Here is a 20,866-nt window from a genome sequence, read left to right on the forward strand (position 1 = left end):
TTTTCTTTATTTTAGTAGGAGTGAAGACGTGATGAACAACGAACAACGCATTCAGCGTAGAGAAAAAATCCGTAATTTCTCGATTATTGCTCATATCGACCACGGAAAGTCTACGCTTGCTGACCGAATTCTTGAAAAAACGAGTGCCCTTACCCAGCGCGAAATGAAGGATCAGATGCTCGATGCCATGGACCTTGAGCGGGAACGGGGAATTACAATTAAATTAAATGCCGTTCAATTGAAATATAAAGCCAACGATGGTGAGGAATATATTTTTCACTTGATCGATACACCGGGACACGTCGATTTTACATATGAAGTTTCCCGAAGTCTTGCAGCCTGTGAAGGAGCTCTTCTTATCGTTGATGCAGCCCAGGGGATTGAAGCTCAGACCCTGGCAAACGTATACCTGGCCCTTGATAACGATTTGGAGATAATTCCTGTAGTTAACAAGATTGACCTTCCGAGTGCGGAACCTGAGCGGGTCATGCAGGAAGTGGAAGACATTATCGGACTTCCAAAAGATGATGCAATTATGGCTTCAGCCAAGAATGGCATTGGTATTGATGAGATTCTTGAAGCAATCGTTGATAAAGTACCGGCGCCACCGGGAGATCCGGCAGCTCCGCTTAAAGCGATGATTTTTGACAGTCTCTACGACCCATACCGGGGAATTATTGTATATATCCGTATCGTTGAAGGTACCGTTAAGCCTGGAGATAAAATCCGGATGATGGCAACGGAAAAAGAATTCGAAGTACAGGAGCTTGGTGTATTTACTCCGAAACCAACTGTACAGGATGAACTTACTGTAGGAGACGTAGGCTACCTCGTTGCCTCTATTAAGAACGTGAGCGACAGCCGTGTGGGGGATACGGTTACACATGCAGACCGCCCCGCTTCTGAAATGCTGCCTGGATACCGAAAGCTGAATCCGATGGTATTCTGCGGTCTTTATCCGGTTGATTCGAATGACTACAATGATTTACGAGAAGCTCTTGAAAAACTTGAGCTTAACGATGCTTCTCTTCAATATGAAGCAGAAACATCCCAGGCCCTTGGTTTTGGCTTCCGCTGTGGTTTCCTTGGTCTTCTTCATATGGAGATTATTCAGGAGCGTATTGAGCGGGAATTTAACATCGATCTTATTACAACAGCACCAAGTGTTATCTATAAAGTCCACACGACAGACGGAGAGCTTAAGGAAATTGATAACCCGTCCAAAATGCCGGATGCGCAGAAAGTGGATCACGTTGAAGAGCCATATGTTAAAGCCGAAGTGATGGTTCCAAACGACTATGTCGGAGCGGTAATGGAACTTTGTCAGAAAAAACGCGGGGACTATCAGGACATGAAGTACCTTGATCAAAACCGTGTTGTGATTACGTATGAGATTCCCCTATCTGAAATTGTGTATGATTTCTTTGATACATTGAAGTCCAGTACAAAAGGATATGCATCCTTTGATTATGAATTGATCGGGTATAAAGAGAGCCGTCTTGTGAAGATGGATATTCTTCTTAACGGCGAGCAGATCGATGCCTTGTCGGTCATCGTCCACCGTGACAGTGCATACCAGCGCGGAAAAGTGATTGTAGAAAAATTAAAGTCGCTTATCCCGAGACAGCAGTTTGAGGTTCCGATTCAGGCAAGTATCGGTCAGAAGATTATTGCCCGGTCAACCATTAAAGCGATGCGTAAAAACGTACTCGCTAAATGTTACGGCGGGGATATTTCCCGTAAGCGTAAGCTTCTTGAGAAGCAAAAAGAAGGTAAACGCCGTATGAAGAGCGTAGGAAATGTTGAAGTGCCGCAGGAAGCATTTATGAGTGTACTCAGCATGGACGAAAGTGATAAGAAGTAATAATCAAAAGCCGCAGGGGATGCCTGCGGTTTTTACTGTAAAAGCGGGGTGGGACCATTGAAACCAAAAGCGGTATATGTTCATGTGCCATTTTGTGAACAGATCTGTCATTACTGTGATTTTAATAAGTTTTTCCTGAAAAACCAGCCTGTAACGGAGTATCTGATGGATTGTGACACAGAGATGGAGCGGACTGTGGAAGCGTTCCCTTATGATAATATCCAGAGCGTATACGTAGGAGGAGGCACACCGACCTCTCTGTCCACAAATCAATTACAGACATTACTCCGGTCTGTCAGGACGCATTTTAACATTAAGGAACCTGAGTCTATCGAATTTACGGTTGAAGTGAATCCGGGGAGTGCTGATGAAGAGAAGTTGACCATGATGCTCCGGGAAGGGGCAAACAGGTTAAGCATCGGAGTGCAGACGTTTGATGCAGGCCTTCTTGAAAAAATCGGACGGGATCATAAACCTGATGATGTTCAGGAGACAATTGACAGAAGCCGGAGAGCTGGCTTTGAAAACATTTCGATCGATCTGATGTTCGGCCTGCCGGGACAGACCATTGAACAGTTTGAGGAAACACTCGAACGGGCGTTGGCATTGAATATCGAACACGTAAGTGCTTATTCTCTCAAAGTAGAGGCAAAAACCGTTTTTTATCAGTTGATGAAAAAAGGAAAGCTGCCACTTCCGACTGAGGACACGGAGGCGGATATGTATGAACGATTGATTGAGAAGCTTACTGGTGGCGGTTTTACTATGTACGAAATCAGTAACTTCGCAAAACCCGGCAGGGAGAGCAGACACAACCTTACCTATTGGGAAAATGAACAGTATTACGGCATTGGTGCAGGAGCCCACAGCTACATTAACGGGGTAAGAAGGCGGAATCATGGCCCGCTGCCAAAATATATGAACGCAATTCAAGAAGGGCAACTGCCTTATTTGGAAGAGCACACTGTCCCCGTTAAGGAACAAATGGAAGAAGAAATGTTTATGGGGCTCAGAAAACGGATAGGTGTTTCTATGGCCCGGTTTGAGGAAAAGTACGGATGCACGATGGAAAGTGTGTTTGGAGGGACGATTGACCAGCTGAAAAAAAGAGAGCTGGTCACAATCAATCAAGGCAGAATTCAGCTCACTGAGAAAGGCCGTTTTTTAGGAAATGAAGTATTTGAACAATTCCTGCTGCAAAGGTAATCCCTCTATAGCCAAAGTGGTGTTAAAGGGCAGCGCTGTGGTTTTGTTTGCAGCGAAGGCGCGACCCTCCGGGAAATACATGATATAAGGACAAAGCTCTGAGGAGGCTCGGCGCGAGTCCACGGAAAAGGGAGCGTGTTCCGTTCAACGGAGATGCTGAAATACAAGAAAGCATTTTGTGCCCCCCAACCTGATTTTTCAGGTTAGCACAGCTAAAAGTACCTGCTTTTATCTTGACAACAAGAAATGAAGTTTGGTACTTTATATTATAGATTTAGCACTCGGTGGATGGGAGTGCTAACAGGGAGGGTTGTTCATGCTCACAGAGAGACAATTGCTTATTTTAAAGGCGATTATTGATGATTATGTATGTCATGCAGAACCGGTGGGGTCCCGCAGTGTATCTAAACGGGAGGATATGAACTTCAGCCCTGCTACAATCCGGAATGAAATGGCCGACCTGGAGGAGCTTGGTTTTCTTGAAAAGCCGCACAGTTCTGCAGGACGGATTCCCTCTCAAAAAGGATACCGGTATTTTGTGGATCACATGCTGTCGCCGACAATGCTTACTAAGAATGAAGTGGCAGACATCCGTTTAATGTACGAAGAGCAGTTTGTTGAAGTTGAAAAACTGATTCAGCAAAGTGCTAAAATCCTGTCGAGTCTGACGAGTTATACTTCTATTGTTCTTGGTCCTGAATTGTTTGAGTCAACCCTTAAGCAGATTCAGCTTGTACCCATTTCAAAGGAGAGTGCTGTTGCGATAATTGTGACGGACACGGGGCATGTAGAAAATCAGACTGTCTCCATTCCCGCTGGTTTTGATGTGCGGGAGATCGAAAAGATCGTAAATATTTTAAATGAACGCCTCAAGGGTGTTCCTTTGATTCACCTAAGGCACAAGCTCACAACAGAAATCAGAGATGTCCTTGCAAAATATGTGGATCAATACGACCATTCAATGGAAATGCTCAATCAGATGTTCAGGCAGTCCAATAATGAAAAAGTCTTTTATGCGGGTAAAACCAACATTCTTACCCAGCCTGAGTTTAATGATGTTAGCAGGGTGCGTGATCTCTTTAACATCTTTGAAGAAGATCAGCTTGTTTCCAGGCTGTTCCGTGCAGAACAGCACGGAATAAAGATTAAGATTGGTGAAGAAAACGAGTTTGCTCCTTTTGATGATTGCTCAATCATTACGGCTACGTATTCGATTGACGGAAAACATCTTGGTACAGTTGGTGTGCTGGGGCCTACGAGAATGGAATATCAGCGTGTTGTAGGTGTGCTTGATTTCTTTTCAAAAGATTTGACACAAGTCCTTACAAAACGGTATCAAAACAACAATTAACGGAAATATTGACAAATGTATGAATCGGTATTATTCTCGCATATTGGAAGAGTAAAATAGTCTCTTTCGCTGGTCTTATGCTGGTGAAGGAGGCTGTTCCATGAATAGAAGTAGTTTGTTAGGGAGGTGAACGTAGTGGAACAAGAAAAGAAGGCACGTACAATTGAAGAGGAAGAAATCAAACAGGCAGAAAGCGGAGATGAAGCCGAAGCACAAGAAGAAGTGATTGAAGAGGCAGAAGCTGAGCTTGTTGATGAAGACACGGAAGAGGCTGATCAGGTAAAAGAGCTGGAAGTAAAAGTTGAAGAGCTCAATCAGCGCCTCATTCGTAATCAAGCCGATTATGATAACTTCCGCCGCCGCACACGAAAAGAAAAAGAGGCGGATGCAAAATATAGAGCGCAATCCCTTGCTGAAAAGCTGATCCCGGCTCTTGATAACTTTGAAAGAGCAATGATGGTTCAAGTAGATTCAGAAGACGGAAAGAGCCTGCTCCAGGGGATGGAAATGGTTTACCGCCAAATGAAAGAAGCTCTTGAATCTGAAGGTATTGCTGCAATTGAAACAGTAGGTACGCCTTTTGATCCTCATTACCACCAGGCTGTAGCCCAGGCGGCGACTGATGAATATGACTCAAATGTTGTTGTTGAGGAAATGCAAAAAGGGTATATGCTTAAAGACCGTGTCATCAGACCGGCAATGGTAAAAGTAAATGCGTAGGACTACATACGTTTAATAATAGGAGGAATAACAATGAGTAAAGTAATTGGTATTGACTTAGGTACAACAAACTCTTGTGTTGCTGTAATGGAAGGTGGAGAAGCAACGGTCATCCCGAACGCAGAAGGAAGCCGTACAACACCCTCTGTTGTTTCTTTTAAAGACGGCGAGCGTCAAGTTGGTGAAGTAGCAAAGCGCCAGATGATTACGAACCCGAACACTATCGTTTCCATCAAGCGTCACATGGGAACGGACTATAAAGTAGAAGCAGAAGGAAAAGAGTATTCTCCACAGGAAATTTCTGCGATCATTCTACAAAAGCTTAAAGAAGATGCAGAAGCTTACCTGGGTGAAAAAGTAACAAAAGCGGTTATCACAGTACCTGCTTACTTTAACGATTCCCAGCGTCAGGCTACAAAGGATGCAGGTAAAATTGCAGGTCTTGAAGTTGAGCGTATCGTAAACGAGCCAACAGCAGCTGCACTTGCCTACGGTTTTGAAAAAGAAGAAGACCAGACGATTCTTGTATATGACCTTGGTGGCGGAACGTTTGACGTTTCCATCCTTGAGCTTGGTGACGGATTTTTTGAAGTGCGTGCAACATCCGGTGACAACAAACTTGGCGGGGACGACTTTGACCAGGTTATCATCGACTACCTTGTAGCTGAATTCAAAAAAGACAATGGTATCGATCTTGCTCAGGACAAAATGGCTCTTCAGCGCTTGAAAGATGCAGCTGAAAAAGCGAAGAAAGATCTTTCCGGTGTATCCCAGACCCAGATCTCACTTCCATTTATCACAGCTGATGCATCAGGTCCTAAGCACTTGGAGCTTACTCTTTCCCGTGCGAAGTTTGAAGACATGAGTTCCGACCTTGTGGAAAGAACAATGGGACCTACCCGCCAGGCGATGAACGATGCTGGTCTTTCTCCAAATGAAATCGACAAGATTGTTCTTGTAGGTGGATCTACTCGTATTCCGGCTGTTCAGGAAGCAATCAAAAAAGTAACAGGGAAAGATTCACACAAAGGTGTAAACCCTGATGAAGTAGTAGCTCTTGGTGCTGCAGTTCAGGCAGGAGTTCTGACTGGTGACGTAAAGGACGTTGTTCTTCTTGACGTAACACCACTTTCTCTTGGAATTGAAACAATGGGCGGTGTGTTTACGAAGCTGATCGACCGTAACACGACGATTCCAACAAGCAAATCGCAGACATTCTCAACAGCTGCTGACAACCAGCCATCTGTTGATATCCATGTCCTTCAGGGTGAGCGTGAGATGGCAGCTGACAACAAAACACTCGGACGTTTCCAGCTTAACGATATCCCCCCGGCACCTCGTGGTGTACCTCAAATCGAAGTATCCTTCGATATTGATGCGAACGGTATCGTAAACGTACGTGCGAAAGACCTTGGAACAAATAAAGAGCAGTCGATCACAATCACGTCTTCTTCAGGCCTTGATGAGAATGAAATCGAGCGTATGGTCAAAGAAGCCGAAGAAAATGCTGAAGCGGACAAGAAGCGCCGTGAAGAAGTAGATCTACGCAACGAAGCGGATCAGCTTGTCTTTACTACAGACAAAACGATCAAAGAGCTTGGTGAGAGCGTAGAGCAAGAAGATAAGGACAAAGCGGAAGCTGCAAAAGAAAAAGTACAAGAAGCTCTTAAAGGCGACGACATCGAAGCAATCCGAACTGCAAAAGACGAGTTGCAGGAAGTTGTTCAACAACTTTCCACAAAGATGTATGAGCAAGCAGCACAGCAAGCTCAGGCTCAGCAAGAAGCTGAAGGCCAAGGCGGTGCTGAAGGTTCAAAGCAAGACGACGACAACGTTGTTGATGCTGAATACGAAGAAGTGAACAACGAAGATAAAAAGCAGTAATGTCACTCGCGTGTTGAAACGAAGTCAAAGTCAAGGGCTCCTTGACTTTGACTTTTTACACGTTATGGGATTATTTAACCTGAAGCGTGTTGCAGTAATACCCTGGTGAATGATAAGATAATCGTTATGGATTAGCAGTCGGGAGTGGATACGATGAGCAAAAAAGACTTTTATGATGTACTCGGTGTATCTCAGGATGCATCTGATGCAGATATAAAAAAGGCGTACCGGAAACTTGCACGTCAATATCATCCGGACGTAAACAAAGAAGCAAACGCAGAAGATAAATTCAAGGAAGTCAAAGAAGCGTATGACACATTAAGCGACTCACAAAAGCGTGCACATTACGATCGATTTGGTCATACGGATCCGAATCAGTTCGGAGGCGGAGGAGCCGGTGCAGGAGACTTTGGTGGCTTTGGTGACATCTTTGACATGTTCTTTGGTGGCGGTGGCAGACGTGATCCGAATGCTCCACGTCAAGGATCTGACCTTCAGTATACGATGACTCTTGAGTTTAAAGAAGCCGTTTTCGGAAAAGAAATGGACATTGAGATCCCGCGTGAAGAAACGTGTGATACGTGTCATGGTTCAGGAGCGAAACCGGGAACAAAACCGGAAACGTGTAAGCACTGTGGTGGAGCAGGGCAACTTAACGTGGAGCAAAACACGCCATTCGGTCGTGTCGTTAACCGGCGAGTATGTAACCACTGTAGCGGTACCGGACAGATGATCAAAGACAAGTGCCGTACGTGCGGTGGTCAAGGAAAAGTGAAGAAACGCAAAAAGATTCACATTAAAATTCCTGCAGGTGTTGATACAGGACAGCAGATCCGTGTAGCCGGTCAAGGAGAGCCCGGTGTGAATGGCGGACCTGCCGGTGACTTGTTCGTGGTGTTCAACGTAAGACCTCATGAGTTCTTCAAGCGCGATGGCGATGATCTTTATTGCGAAATGCCATTAACCTTTGTTCAAGCAGCTTTAGGAGACGAGATTGAAGTACCAACGCTAAAAGGGAAAGTGAAGCTTAAAATCCCTGCAGGTACACAAACCGGTACGGATTTCCGTCTAAAAGGAAAAGGTGTAGCGAACGTACGAGGAGCCGGTCAAGGCGACCAGCATATTCGCGTTCGTGTTATTACTCCGAAAAACTTGAATGACAGTCAAAAAGACATTTTGCGACAGTTTGCGGAAGAAAGCGGAACGGAAGTACCTGATGAACAAAACGACAACTTCTTTGCAAAAGCGAAGCGTGCTTTTAAAAACTTTGGCGAGTAAATCATCCTTTGGGGAGCTGGTAGAATAATGAAATGGTCAGAAATTAGCATTCATACAACACAAGAAGCGGTAGAACCTGTGAGTAACATTATGCACGAAGCAGGGGCCAGCGGCGTTGTCTTGGAAGACCCGGGTGACCTTACCCGTGAATGGGACACAACGTACGGTGAAGTCTACCAGCTTTCCCCTGATGATTACCCGACTGAAGGCGTCATTTTAAAAGCTTATTTACCCGTAAACAGCTTTCTTGGTGAAACGGTCGAAGAAATTAAAGAAGCGATCAATAACCTTATCGTTCATGATATTGACTTGGGTCAAAACACCGTAACGGTGAGTGAAGTAAACGAAGAAGAGTGGGCGACCGCGTGGAAAAAGTATTATAAGCCCGTGAAAGTGTCCGGCAGGATCACCATCACACCTACATGGGAAGAGTACGAAAGAGTGTCTGATGAAGAACTCATTATCGAACTTGACCCGGGTATGGCATTTGGAACAGGGACTCACCCGACAACGGTTCTATGTATTCAAGCTTTGGAAAAGTATATGAACGAAGGGGACCGTGTGTTGGATGTTGGAACAGGTTCTGGCGTACTCAGTATTGCTTGTGCCAAATTGGGAGCCAAAGAGGTTTTAGCTTTGGACTTGGATGAAGTAGCGGTCAACTCGGCCCGCATTAACACGAAGCTAAACAAAGTCCAGGACGTTGTAACCGTCAATAAGGGCAATTTGCTCGAAGGTGTTGACGAAAAGCCGGATTTAATTGTAGCTAACATTCTGGCAGAAGTGATTGTCCGTATGACCGATGACGCTTTTGAACAGCTGCAGCCCGGGGGTACTTTAATTACCTCCGGAATCATTAAAGGAAAAAAAGAGTTGGTTAAAGACAGCCTGATCAACAGCGGTTTTACCATCACAGAAACAATCGAAATGGAAGACTGGCTGTCGATCGTGGCTAAAAAGTAAGGATAAAGGTGATGAATGTGCAGCGGTATTTTCTGGATGATACGCAATTTGAGGACAAATATGTTATTATAGCGGGTGATGACTCAAAGCATATCCAAAAAGTCATGAGGATGAATGAGGGAGACCAGATCATCTGCTGCAACAAGGCAGGTGACTGTTATTTGTCGAGGATTGAAGAGATTGAACCCGAAAAGGTAAGAGCATCTCTTCAGAAAGAAGAAGAGCGTATGTGCGAAATACCGGTGCACGTTACAATTGCCTGTGGTCTGACAAAATCAGACAAGCTCGAATGGGTTATTCAGAAAGGTACCGAGATGGGGGCATATGCCTGCATACCATTTGAGGCTGAACGTTCTGTTGTAAAGCTCAATGGAAAGAAAGCAGCGAAGAAACATGAGCGCTGGAACAAAATTGCCAAAGAAGCTGCAGAACAGTCACATCGGAAGCGGGTCCCGGAAGTTCATGAACTCGCTGCTTTTAAGCGGTTGTTATCCGAGATTGATAAGTACGACCACGTTTTGGTTGCTTATGAAGAAGAAGCCAGAAACGATGAGAAAAGCCGCTTGGTTAATACGCTTTCCAAGGCTGATGAAGGAGATACGATCCTTCTGATCTTTGGCCCGGAAGGCGGTTTTTCTGATCGGGAAATTGATGAGTTAGTCAGAGCAGGAGCAGGTACTTGTGCCCTCGGCCCGCGTATTTTACGAGCTGAAACAGCGCCATTATATGCCCTCTCAGCGATTTCTTACCATATTGAATTTTTGAGGTGAAGATGAATGCCTGCAGTAGCTTTTCATACATTAGGCTGTAAAGTAAATCATTATGAAACGGAAGCCATCTGGCAGTTATTTAAGTCCGAAGGCTATGAGAAAACGGATTTTGATCAAACCGCAGATGTCTATGTAATCAATACATGTACGGTAACCAATACTGGTGATAAAAAAAGCCGTCAGGTTATCCGCAGAGCAATTCGTAAAAACCCGGAGGCGGTTATTTGTGTTACTGGCTGTTACGCTCAAACATCCCCTGCGGAAATTATGGCAATCCCGGGTGTTGATATTGTTGTCGGAACACAGGACCGTCACAAAATGATTCCATACATTGAGCAGTTCCGTAAAGAGCGGGAACCGATTAACGGTGTAGGAAACATTATGAAAACCCGTGTTTATGAAGAACTCGATGTGCCTGCATTTACTGACCGCACCCGTGCATCTCTGAAGATTCAAGAGGGTTGCAATAATTTCTGCACATTCTGCATCATACCATGGGCTCGTGGTCTGCTTCGTTCCAGAAAGCCTGAGGATGTCCTCACACAGGCGCGTCAGCTTGTAGATGCAGGCTATAAAGAGATTGTCCTTACAGGCATTCATACAGGAGGATATGGCGAAGATTTTAAAGATTACAGTTTAGCAGACTTGCTGCTTGAACTGGAAAAAGTTGAAGGTCTCAAGCGAATCCGTATTTCATCAATTGAAGCCAGCCAGATTACAGATCGGGTGATTGACGTTATTGACCAGTCCGAAAAAATTGTCCGTCATCTTCACGTACCTCTTCAGTCCGGCTCTGACACTGTGCTTAAACGTATGCGCCGGAAGTATACGAATGAGTTTTTTGCTGAGAGGGTCGGCCGTCTTCATAAGGCACTGCCAGGTCTTGCAGTTACAACCGATGTCATTGTAGGGTTTCCTGGTGAAACAGACAAAGAATACCAGGAAACCTATGACTTTATCCGCGACCTGAAGTTTTCCGAGCTTCATGTATTCCCATATTCGAAGCGTACAGGCACACCTGCTGCCCGCATGGAAGACCAAGTCGATGATAATGTGAAAAATGACAGGGTTCACCGGTTAATCGAACTTTCCAATCAACTTGCTAAAGAATATGCGACTGCATTTGAAGACGACGTTCTAGAGATGATTCCAGAAGAAAAAGCAAGTGAAGGAGACCTTCTTGTAGGGTACACTGATAACTACATGAAAGTGAAAGTTCAGGGTGATGAAAACCTGATCGGTGAGATTGTGAAAGTGAAAATTACGAAAGCGGGTTACCCTTATAACGAAGGGCAATTTGTCCGTGTTGTAGATGAGACGAAAAAGGCTGCTGTTGCAGGTGACTGAATGTAATGAGGCTGTTCTTTAAGGGGTGTGATCCTTAGAGAACAGCCGTTTTTTGTTCGGAAGGAAAGGATGAATTTATGGTAAACTGCGAGGTTTGATATTAAATGATTCAGAATTCGACATAAAACAAAAAGTTCATCCGCTCTCCTTCAACAGCCTCTTTTCCCATATACTGTGTTAAATACGCTGAGGAGGCTCTTGAACCGCCCGTGCAAAGTGCAATGAGCGCAAATCAGCCCCTGAGTATAACAGAGCCCTAATATAAACAAGTAAGCGCTTCATGAATGAGTTTTCTTCTCTCGTCAAAAAATAGTAAACATGCTATGATTGTGAATGGACATTTATGTTGTACGTACGTCTATAAAAAATGGAAAGAGAGTGTGAAACAAATGAGTCAACAGCTTGCATCACTAATCGACCATACTTTATTAAAGCCAGAAGCCACGAAGGAGCAGATTGTAAAGCTTTCTGAAGAGGCTAAGGAATACAAGTTTGCTTCTGTATGTGTAAATCCAACCTGGGTCTCCACAGCATATGAAGTTCTTAAAGAAACACCAGAAGTTAAAGTCTGTACCGTTATCGGTTTCCCTCTGGGTGCATCCACTCCGGAAACAAAAGCGTTTGAAACAAAAGACGCGATTGGCAAAGGTGCAACGGAAGTGGATATGGTTATTAACGTAGGTGCATTGAAAACAGGGGACTTTGACCTTGTGAAGCGTGACGTACAAGCCGTTGCAGATGCAGCAAAAGGAAAAGCGTTAACAAAGGTAATCATTGAAACCGCTTTGCTTACTGATGATGAGAAAATAAAGGCATGTGAAATTTCAGTTGAAGCTGGAGCTGATTTTGTTAAAACGTCAACTGGATTCTCCACTGGTGGAGCTACGGTTGAGGATATCGCTCTTATGAGAAAAACGGTTGGTCCTGACATTGGCGTGAAAGCTTCAGGAGGAGTCCGTGACACACAAGCCACCCTGGCAATGGTCGAAGCAGGTGCTACCCGAATTGGAGCAAGTGCCGGAATTGCGATTGTTAAAGGTGAAAAATCTGATTCTGACTATTAATTTTATGTAAGGCCCGGCTTTCCATTGAGGATGCCGGGCTTTTTTTGGATTGGGTGGCGGTTACGATGAGGGTTATGCAGACATTTCATTGATTTATGGAGAGCTATCCGGATTTTATGCAGACTTTCCGGCTGTTTATGAAGAATTTCTGACTATTTATGGAGAGTTGAAAATTTAAAGAGAATTAGACACAATTCGACCTTTTGGTCGTCAACCAGTCAATCATCTTCCTCACTTTAGATTCTCATATCCTTCACCCTGTGAACCCATAACAGAAAGCCCGCAAACCGGTCTGTAAAGGGTAGGATAACGGCTGAGGAAATAACATTAAAGACGGTTGCAGCGTGGGCCAGCTGTACTGCAGGAGATTCTGCTGTGTACATAATCAGATCTGAAAACAAATGAATAAAAGGGAAGAAGAGAAGAGCTCCGATCACATTAATCCAGATATGGGCGTACGCAGTTAACCGGGATTCGAGGCTGCCGCCGATACTGGCAAGCCAGGCTGTCACACAAGTACCGATATTTGCCCCGAGCATTATGGCAATGCCTGTCGGGAGTGATAAGATGTTTTCATTCATAAATGACATGGTAATTGCCGAAACTGCCGAGCTGGATTGAATAATACCGCTCATAACAACACCGAGCATGAGGGCTATTGTTCCTTTCTCATCAGTGGAAATGAGCCAGTCATGAACAGATGCAAGAGAAGACAGTGGGTAGGCAAGGGTTTCAAAACCATGCATGGCAACAAAAATACTGCCGAGCCCAAAGGAAAAACACCCGAGACAAAATAAAACCTGGTTTTTTGTCATTAAAAGAGGCAATCCGATAATGAGAAGGGGAATTATCAGCCAGTTTATATCAAGTGCAACAATTTCGAGTGTCAGGCAAGTACCGATATTTGCTCCCAGCATAATCCCGATGGAATGGCGAAAAGAAATGACGCGGGTCGCCACAAGACCGACTGTCATTATCATCACTGCCGAGCTGCTTTGAAGGAGGCCGGTTACAACGGTCCCGATTATCAGACCTTTGTAAGGCTTGTCGATAAAGGATATGAGCAACTCAGACATCCGTCTTCTCTGAAGATTGAAAAGGCCCTGCCTCATCACAGTCATTCCAAATAGAAACAGGGAGATATAGATTGCAAATAATGAAAACAATTCTTTCATGGTCAACACCTCAGTTTATGTTTATGGATGAATGAGACAACCATGACAAGGAATTATTAGCGGATAAATGTTGACCAGGCGGAGCCATTCGTATATAATCATGAAAGACATGCAATTCAAGTGTGTCGTGATTGGTTGTTTGGAGGGAGGGAAACAGAATGGCAGAAACAAAAGTACGTAAAAATGAATCTATCGATGCTGCCCTTCGTCGCTTCAAGAAAACGATGTCTAAAGAGGGTACATTAGCAGAGGTTCGTAAACGTAAACACTATGAAAAACCGAGCATCAAGAAAAAGAAGAAATCAGAAGCAGCTCGTAAGCGTAAGTTCTAAGGAGAGGGTGTTTTTTTCTTGGATCTTCAAAAGCAATTAAATGAAGACATGAAGCAAGCGATGAAGAACAAAGAGAAGCAACGTCTCGTGGTAATTCGTTCCGTAAAGTCAGCTTTGCAAAACGAACAGATCAAACAGGGGAAAGAACTTACTGAAGATGAAGCACTCACCGTTCTGGGTCGTGAGATGAAACAACGAAAAGAATCCCTCCAAGAGTTTGAAAAAGCCAATCGTGATGATTTGGTTGCAAAAATCAAGGCGGAAATGGAAGTACTTGAAACCTATTTACCTGAACAACTGTCAGATGATGAGCTCCAAAAAATTGTTGATGAAACTATCGTTCAAGTAGGAGCCTCAAGCAAATCAGATATGGGTAAAGTAATGGGAGCCATTATGCCAAAAGTCAAAGGAAAAGCCGATGGGAATCAAGTGAATCGTCTCGTGGTTAAATCCTTGTCATAATAAAACAAGCAAGAGGATGTGCCTGAAAAAGGCCATCCTCTTTTTGTGAATTGCTGTGTTAATGAACATAGCCGGTTTCTTAACCATGTTGACTGTAGCGAATGCAGGACACTCCTGCGGAACCAGGTGGCAGGTTTAGACACAGGAGTGCAGAGGCGGGCGCTGAAAAAATCAAAGTCCGAAAATAGTGCCAACACTTCAGGGATATATTCTGGGGAAAAGTGGGTAAAACTATCCACTTGAGCAGCTAAAAAGCGCTTGAAATGAGATTTTGGTTTTAAAATGGACTTTTTCAGTGCCCTTGCGAAGCAAGAGCAGGCTCACCGGTGCCCCGGGGAAAGGGAGTGGAATGAACGTAAATCACAACCTGAACTTAACCGATCCTTGTGAACAGGAATAAATATTATGAAAAAGTATGAAACTTTCTTATAATGGTATTCGTATACACTAGTACCGCGCTTTCCATCACGATACTTACATAATTGAAAGGGGGGATGGACGGATGGTGATGAGATCTGTACGGATTTCAATCTATTCAATCTTTTTGCTCGCTGCCTTTTTGCTTCTCTTGTTTCCACCCGCGGCACAGAGTGACGGGGAAGGAAAGCTTGTTTACTATATTCCTGTTGAACAGACAGTAGAGCGTGGCCTTCTTGCTTTTATGGAACGTTCTTTTGAAGCTGCCGCTGAAGAAGGAGCAGACCATATTGTTCTTGAGGTGGACACACCAGGAGGCTTTGTGGATGCTGCCGGGCGTATAGCCAGTTTAATGAACAATACGGATATCCCCATAACAGCCTTTGTTGTCAATGAAGCTCTTAGTGCAGGAGCTTACATTTCTTTAATTGCAGACAACATTGTCATGATGCCAGGAACGGATATGGGGTCGGCAGCAGTAATTGACGGAGCGGGAAACGCAGCAGAGGAAAAGTCGCAATCAGTGTGGCTTGCCAGGATGCAGGATGCTGCTGAGAAAAATGACCGTGACCCGAAGTATGCATTGGCGATGGCTGATAATTCGATTTCCCTACCTGAATACAGGGCTGGTGAAGGTGAGCTTTTAACTTTTAACGCAAGGGAAGCTTTGGAAGCAGATTATGCTGAAGCAATTGTAAACAACCGCGAGGAACTTCTTGAGTTCCTGGAACTTGAAGGTGCGATTGAAAGAGAGATGGAAGTGAGCTTTGCTGAACAGATTGCCCGCATTGTTACTCACCCGGTCGTTGTTCCGATTCTGCTTTCCATAGGCAGCCTGGGGCTTGTTCTTGAACTGTATTCACCTGGATTTGGGATCCCGGGCTTTATGGGTACAGGCGCATTACTCCTCTATTTCTTTGGTCATACGGTGGCAGGTTTTGCAGGGTGGGAAACCTATATTTTATTTGGAATAGGCATTATCCTTGTAGTCATCGAGATATTAGTCCCCGGTTTCGGTATCTTCGGGATTTTGGGGATAGGGGCCATTATTGCAAGTCTTGTACTCGGATCCTACAGTACGGCGAACATAATGGTGTCTATCCTGATCGCGGCAGTGGTTACAATCGTCGCTGTCATCCTCTTATTTAAATATGCGGGCTACCGGGGACCGATGAAAAGAGTCATTCTATCAGATTCTACGAACACAGAAAAAGGATACATTTCAAACGTAACAAGAAATGAACTTCTGGGGGTCTCAGGAGAAGCTCTGACCGTTTTACGACCTTCAGGAACGGCTCTTATTGAAGATGAACGACTTGACGTGGTTTCTGAAGGAGGCTATATTGAACAAGGAAGGAAAGTAAAGGTAATCTCAACTGCCGGTTCAAGAATTGTTGTACGGGAAGTAAGTGACAACGGGTAATTGAATAGCTTTTGGATTATGAAAAAACGAGGAGGAAATACACATGGCAACAGATCAATTAATGATCCTGATAGGATTAGGAGCAGTTATTATTTTCTTTGTGGTACTATTCACTTTCGTACCTGTTATGCTCTGGATTTCTGCATGGGCAGCCGGCGTAAAGCTTGGCATTTGGCAACTGGTAGGAATGAGACTGCGTCGCGTAATTCCACACCGCGTTGTTAACCCATTGATTAAGGCTGTAAAAGCCGGACTTGATTTGAACACAAACAAACTTGAAGGTCACTACCTTGCAGGTGGTAACGTAGACCGCGTGGTAAATGCTTTGATCGCTGCACAGCGTGCGAACATTGAACTAAGCTTCGAACGTGCTGCTGCTATTGACCTTGCCGGCCGTGACGTACTTGAAGCCGTGCAAATGAGTGTAAACCCTAAGGTTATTGAAACACCTTTCATTGCCGGTGTAGCAATGGACGGGATTGAAGTGAAAGCGAAAGCACGTATCACGGTTCGTGCGAATATTGACCGCCTTGTCGGGGGTGCCGGTGAAGATACGGTAATCGCCCGTGTCGGTGAAGGTATCGTATCTACAATCGGTTCTTCCGAGAGTCACAAAAAAGTACTTGAGAATCCTGACTTAATTTCTCAGACGGTCCTTAAAAAAGGATTGGACTCCGGTACAGCATTTGAAATTTTATCGATCGATATTGCTGATATTGATATCGGTAAAAACATTGGTGCAGGGCTGCAGACAGATCAGGCGGAAGCAGATAAGAAGATTGCTCAGGCAAAAGCCGAAGAACGTCGTGCCATGGCTGTTGCGCAAGAACAAGAGATGAAGGCCCGGGTAGAAGAAATGCGCGCGAAAGTTGTGGAAGCAGAAGCGGAAGTGCCACTTGCAATGTCAGAAGCGCTTCGTTCCGGAAATCTCGGTGTAATGGACTACATGAACTTCAACAACGTTAAAGCCGATACAGATATGAGAGACTCCATCGGGAAGGCTACGGATGATGGAGAAGAGGGCGACAAAACAAAACGACCAACAGATCGATAATGGTCGTTGTACCGCTTTCATGAAGGGAGCGCTGAATAATGGAAGGGTTAATTAATCTGCTGCTCAACAACCCTCTGTTGTTATTGTTTGCGATCTTTGGTCTGATCAGTCTCCTTGGAGGAGCAGGTGCTGCTAAAAAAGGTGATCAAAACCAAAGGCAACGACCGCAACAAAGACAACAGAGCGGTCAGCCGGCACAAAAAGAACGGGATATCGATTGGAAGCAAATCTTCGGAGTGGAAGAAGAAGAGCAATACGACCGAAAACAGCCTCGTGCTGAGTCTGAAACATATCGGGCTCCAAGGTCTATGAATGATTCAGACCCCAGACCTGATCAATATGCAGCGGATCAACAAGGCCGTAAAGAGCTTGCTCAAACCACCGATGCTCTTAATGATCGATATGAAGAAATGAAGCGAAGAAAACAAGAAGCGAAACGGAGATCCGGTAAGATTGATGATGATTCTCCGATTTTCCAGAAAGACATCACTCGAAAAGAGAAGGTGGAATTGGATTTCAGCTCAATTTCAAAAGAAGATGCAGTCAAAGGTGTGGTCTGGTCAGAGATTCTCGGACCGCCGCGATCACGAAACCCGAGACGCCAAAACGGATACGGAAGAAGACGAGGGTAATTCCCCGTCTTCTTTTTTTATGTACTTACAATCCTCCAACAATCATTTCTTAAGAACAAGGCTGTGTTAAAGATCATTGTTGATTTATTAAAAATATTGATTGGAGCGAACGCACGACACTCCTGCGGGAGAAATAAACGTTTATATCATGAATGAGGTTTCGAATTACTCGGACGCAGAAAGCTGCGAAGCATACCTGGCAGAGGAAGAAGCAGGGGTACATCATATGCATGCAACAAGGCTTGTCGGCGCTCCCGCGGAAAGGGAGTGCGATAAGCGTAAATCAACATCTGAGTTTAACAAAGCCAATAAAAAAATGCCCTCATGCCGATTAGAAAGCGATTACCTTCCCAAAGACGAAAATTCCTTAAACAAGTGATACCTTACTCTTTTTTTACATAGATATGAGTGGAAAGGGGGTTCATCATGAAAAAGATGAGACGATGGGTCAAACAGTGGATGACAGAGAGAATGGAATTGCCTGCTGATGTCATGATGGACCTTCCCCGTATTACTATGGTCGGTCACCTTCACATTTACATAGAGAATCATCGGGGTGTTCTCCGTTTTTCAAAGGAGGAAATGCGTCTTCGTCTTGATGATGGCCAATTGCTTATCCGGGGGCAGGGGTTTGTGATTAAAAACATTCTCCCGGAAGAAATCCTTTTGGAAGGCAGAATTCTAAGCGTTCAGTATGTGTTTGAAACCTAGACGGGCAGGTGGGTGTTGATATGAAAAATATGTGGATAAACACATTTTCAGGCTACGTTCGTGTCAAGGTTGAAGGGACGTATCCGGAGTTGTTCATCAATCGCTGTAACGATAATAAAATCATGATCTGGGATATCAGACAAGCTGGTGAAAAGACCTATGTCTGTTCTGTTTTGCTTGATGACGTGAAGCGTTTACGGAAGGTTTCGAGGGAATCAGGGTGTAAGATCCGCTTTTTGGAACGAAAAGGAGCTCCGTTCTTTATCCGGAAGATGGTTATTAGAAATGGATTTGTAACGGGTACGGCAATTTTTGTAGCGCTTTTGTTTTTACTGGCTAATATGGTGTGGAATATCGAAATTGACGGTGCTTCGCCTGCTATGGAGCATGACATCAGGCAAAAGGTGGACGAACTCGGTATTCAGAGGGGGAAGCTCCAGTTCAGACTTCCTCCACCTGAAGTAATTCAGGAGGAAATCAGTGATGAGATACCGGATGCAACCTGGATCGGTGTTACGATCAGAGGTACCACCTATCACTTTCAGGTAGTGGAAAAGGAACTTGCGGAAAAAGAGCCGGCAGAGGCGCCTGGTCACCTTGTAGCTTCAAGGAAAGCGGTAATTCACCATATGTTTGTTGAACAGGGAAGCGCTGTAGTCGAAGCAAACCAGGTTGTTAAAAAAGGGGACTTGCTTGTTACAGGTCTTATAGGCAGGGAAGGAAAGGAACAGCGGGTAGCGGCAAAAGGAGAGGTGTTCGGTGAAGTTTGGTATAAAGCACATGTGACTGTCCCGCTGGAGCAGACGTTTCATGCTGTCACAGGTAATTATGATACACATCACTATATTAATTTCGGCAGGTTTCAGATGCCTGTGTGGGGTTTTGGAGATTCTGAATTTGAAGCCATTACAGAAGAGGAGTTCACCCGTTCTTTTTCACCATTTGGCTATACCCTTCCGTTTCAGTACAAAAGAGTAACGAATCGTGAAACAGAAACGGTGAATCAAGTACTGGCGTATGAAGAAGCACTCGAAACCGCAAAGGACAAATCGCGAATTGAGGTAATGGAACGGTTTAGTGAGAAAGCCGAAATTATGGGAGAAAAAGTTTTGCACGAAGAAGAGCAGAATGGTAAAGTTAAGGTAACCATACACTATCGAATAATCGATAACATATCCAGAAAACAACCGATCATCCAAGGAGATTGAGACTATTGACAGATATCAGACAAACGATTGATTTACAGGTACAGGACGGGAATGAAGTGCAAGGATTATTCGGTCCGAATGACCGTCACCTGACCCGTTTGGAAGAAAAACTGAATGTTACAATATTAACAAGAGGCGAGCAGGTGACTGTAGTTGGTACAGAAGACACGGTCCTGCTCGTCCAAAATGTATTGCAGATGCTTTTGGATCTGATCAGGAAAGGAACAACACTTCAGGAACGTGATGTTGTTTATGCAGCCCAGCTTGCCCAAAGGGGGCAACTGGATAAGCTTTCAGATTTATTTGATGAAAAAATCACCGTCAATGCAAAGGGCAAACCGATCCTCGCTAAAACAATTGGACAAAGGCATTATGTAAGTTCTATAAGAAAACGCGACATCGTATTCGGAATCGGTCCTGCAGGAACAGGGAAAACGTACCTGGCTGTTGTCATGGCTGTTCATGCGCTGAAAGAAGGACACGTGAAAAGGATTGTGCTCACAAGACCGGCTGTAGAAGCAGGGGAAAACCTCGGTTTTCTGCCTGGAGACTTAAAAGAAAAGGTAGATCCTTATCTGAGACCGCTTTACGATGCTCTTCATGATGTGCTGGGACAGGAACAGACAGTCCGTTTACTGGAGCGGGGAACTATTGAAATTGCACCTCTTGCCTACATGAGAGGCCGGACTCTTGATGACTCCTTTGTCATCCTTGACGAAGCCCAGAATACAACAAAAGAACAAATTAAAATGTTTTTAACCAGGCTCGGCTTTGGCTCAAAGATGGTCATAACCGGGGATTTATCTCAAATCGACCTGCCCAGGGGGAAGGTTTCCGGATTAAAAGTAGCCGCGGGAATTCTATCAAAAGTAAACGGAATTGATTTTCATTACCTTGAAGCTTCTGATGTGGTCCGCCATACACTTGTTCAGCGAATTATTGATGCGTATGATTCGGGAGAAAAAACTGAGGAGTAATCTTTAGGTAAAGACAGTCCAGCCTTTC

At 44.5% G+C, this 20,866-nt stretch carries 19 protein-coding genes; 18 read left to right on the top strand and 1 reads right to left on the bottom strand.

Annotated features, from left to right (window positions below; genetic code table 11):
- The first annotated feature begins 31 nt into the window (after positions 1-31).
- The 10 genes from lepA (at position 32) to deoC (ending at position 12,447) form a co-directional block, all read left to right on the top strand.
- Entirely contained in the window at positions 32-1,864 is a 1,833-nt protein-coding gene (gene lepA / locus EBO34_RS02480) for a translation elongation factor 4 (protein WP_429699411.1), read from the top strand.
- A gap of 57 nt (positions 1,865-1,921) precedes the next feature.
- Entirely contained in the window at positions 1,922-3,070 is a 1,149-nt protein-coding gene (hemW, locus tag EBO34_RS02485) for a radical SAM family heme chaperone HemW (protein WP_122896374.1), read from the top strand.
- 316 nt (positions 3,071-3,386) lie between these two features.
- Positions 3,387-4,421, top strand: a complete 1,035-nt coding sequence (hrcA, locus tag EBO34_RS02490) for a heat-inducible transcriptional repressor HrcA (protein ID WP_122896375.1) — start codon at positions 3,387-3,389, stop codon at positions 4,419-4,421.
- 135 nt (positions 4,422-4,556) lie between these two features.
- Entirely contained in the window at positions 4,557-5,141 is a 585-nt protein-coding gene (gene grpE, locus EBO34_RS02495; protein WP_122896376.1) for a nucleotide exchange factor GrpE, read from the top strand.
- Between the two features lie 33 nt (positions 5,142-5,174).
- Positions 5,175-7,025 carry a molecular chaperone DnaK gene (dnaK, locus tag EBO34_RS02500; protein WP_122896377.1) on the top strand — a complete coding sequence of 617 codons (1,851 nt, stop codon included), beginning with the start codon at positions 5,175-5,177 and terminating at the stop codon, positions 7,023-7,025.
- Between the two features lie 153 nt (positions 7,026-7,178).
- Entirely contained in the window at positions 7,179-8,303 is a 1,125-nt protein-coding gene (gene dnaJ, locus EBO34_RS02505; RefSeq protein WP_122896378.1) for a molecular chaperone DnaJ, read from the top strand.
- A 27-nt stretch (positions 8,304-8,330) separates the two neighbouring features.
- Positions 8,331-9,266, top strand: a complete 936-nt coding sequence (gene prmA, locus EBO34_RS02510) for a 50S ribosomal protein L11 methyltransferase (protein WP_122896379.1) — start codon at positions 8,331-8,333, stop codon at positions 9,264-9,266.
- A gap of 17 nt (positions 9,267-9,283) precedes the next feature.
- Positions 9,284-10,036 carry a 16S rRNA (uracil(1498)-N(3))-methyltransferase gene (locus tag EBO34_RS02515; protein ID WP_122898462.1) on the top strand — a complete coding sequence of 251 codons (753 nt, stop codon included), beginning with the start codon at positions 9,284-9,286 and terminating at the stop codon, positions 10,034-10,036.
- Positions 10,037-10,042: 6 nt separating this feature from the next.
- A complete protein-coding gene (gene mtaB, locus EBO34_RS02520; RefSeq protein WP_122896380.1) occupies positions 10,043-11,383 on the top strand; it encodes a tRNA (N(6)-L-threonylcarbamoyladenosine(37)-C(2))-methylthiotransferase MtaB in 1,341 nt (446 codons plus the stop codon).
- A 389-nt stretch (positions 11,384-11,772) separates the two neighbouring features.
- Positions 11,773-12,447 (top strand): deoxyribose-phosphate aldolase, encoded by a 675-nt coding sequence (deoC, locus tag EBO34_RS02525; RefSeq protein ID WP_122896381.1) that lies wholly within the window; start codon positions 11,773-11,775, stop codon positions 12,445-12,447.
- Between the two features lie 236 nt (positions 12,448-12,683).
- On the opposite strand, the gene EBO34_RS02530 is transcribed toward deoC, so the two are convergent.
- Positions 12,684-13,622 carry a Na/Pi symporter gene (locus EBO34_RS02530; protein WP_122896382.1) on the bottom strand — a complete coding sequence of 313 codons (939 nt, stop codon included), beginning with the start codon at positions 13,620-13,622 and terminating at the stop codon, positions 12,684-12,686.
- A gap of 158 nt (positions 13,623-13,780) precedes the next feature.
- On the opposite strand from EBO34_RS02530, the gene rpsU reads away from it, so the two are divergent.
- The 8 genes from rpsU (at position 13,781) to EBO34_RS02575 (ending at position 20,838) form a co-directional block, all read left to right on the top strand.
- Entirely contained in the window at positions 13,781-13,954 is a 174-nt protein-coding gene (gene rpsU / locus EBO34_RS02535) for a 30S ribosomal protein S21 (RefSeq protein ID WP_122896383.1), read from the top strand.
- Positions 13,955-13,972: 18 nt separating this feature from the next.
- Positions 13,973-14,416, top strand: a complete 444-nt coding sequence (locus tag EBO34_RS02540; RefSeq protein WP_122896384.1) for a GatB/YqeY domain-containing protein — start codon at positions 13,973-13,975, stop codon at positions 14,414-14,416.
- A 508-nt stretch (positions 14,417-14,924) separates the two neighbouring features.
- Positions 14,925-16,256: an NfeD family protein gene (locus tag EBO34_RS02545; protein WP_122898464.1), complete on the top strand. Its 1,332-nt coding sequence runs from the start codon at positions 14,925-14,927 to the stop codon at positions 16,254-16,256.
- A 43-nt stretch (positions 16,257-16,299) separates the two neighbouring features.
- The gene (floA, locus tag EBO34_RS02550; RefSeq protein ID WP_122896385.1) at positions 16,300-17,310 is read left to right on the top strand and encodes a flotillin-like protein FloA; all 1,011 of its coding nucleotides are present in this window, start codon (positions 16,300-16,302) and stop codon (positions 17,308-17,310) included.
- A gap of 38 nt (positions 17,311-17,348) precedes the next feature.
- Positions 17,349-17,942: a hypothetical protein gene (locus tag EBO34_RS02555; protein WP_122896386.1), complete on the top strand. Its 594-nt coding sequence runs from the start codon at positions 17,349-17,351 to the stop codon at positions 17,940-17,942.
- A gap of 426 nt (positions 17,943-18,368) precedes the next feature.
- Positions 18,369-18,653: a sporulation protein YqfC gene (gene yqfC / locus EBO34_RS02565; RefSeq protein ID WP_183163680.1), complete on the top strand. Its 285-nt coding sequence runs from the start codon at positions 18,369-18,371 to the stop codon at positions 18,651-18,653.
- Positions 18,654-18,673: 20 nt separating this feature from the next.
- Positions 18,674-19,861 carry a sporulation protein YqfD gene (gene yqfD / locus EBO34_RS02570; protein ID WP_122896388.1) on the top strand — a complete coding sequence of 396 codons (1,188 nt, stop codon included), beginning with the start codon at positions 18,674-18,676 and terminating at the stop codon, positions 19,859-19,861.
- Between the two features lie 5 nt (positions 19,862-19,866).
- Positions 19,867-20,838 carry a PhoH family protein gene (locus EBO34_RS02575; RefSeq protein ID WP_122896389.1) on the top strand — a complete coding sequence of 324 codons (972 nt, stop codon included), beginning with the start codon at positions 19,867-19,869 and terminating at the stop codon, positions 20,836-20,838.
- Positions 20,839-20,866 lie beyond the last annotated feature (28 nt).

Source organism: Alteribacter keqinensis (genome assembly GCF_003710255.1).
Taxonomy (GTDB): domain Bacteria; phylum Bacillota; class Bacilli; order Bacillales; family Salisediminibacteriaceae; genus Alteribacter; species Alteribacter keqinensis.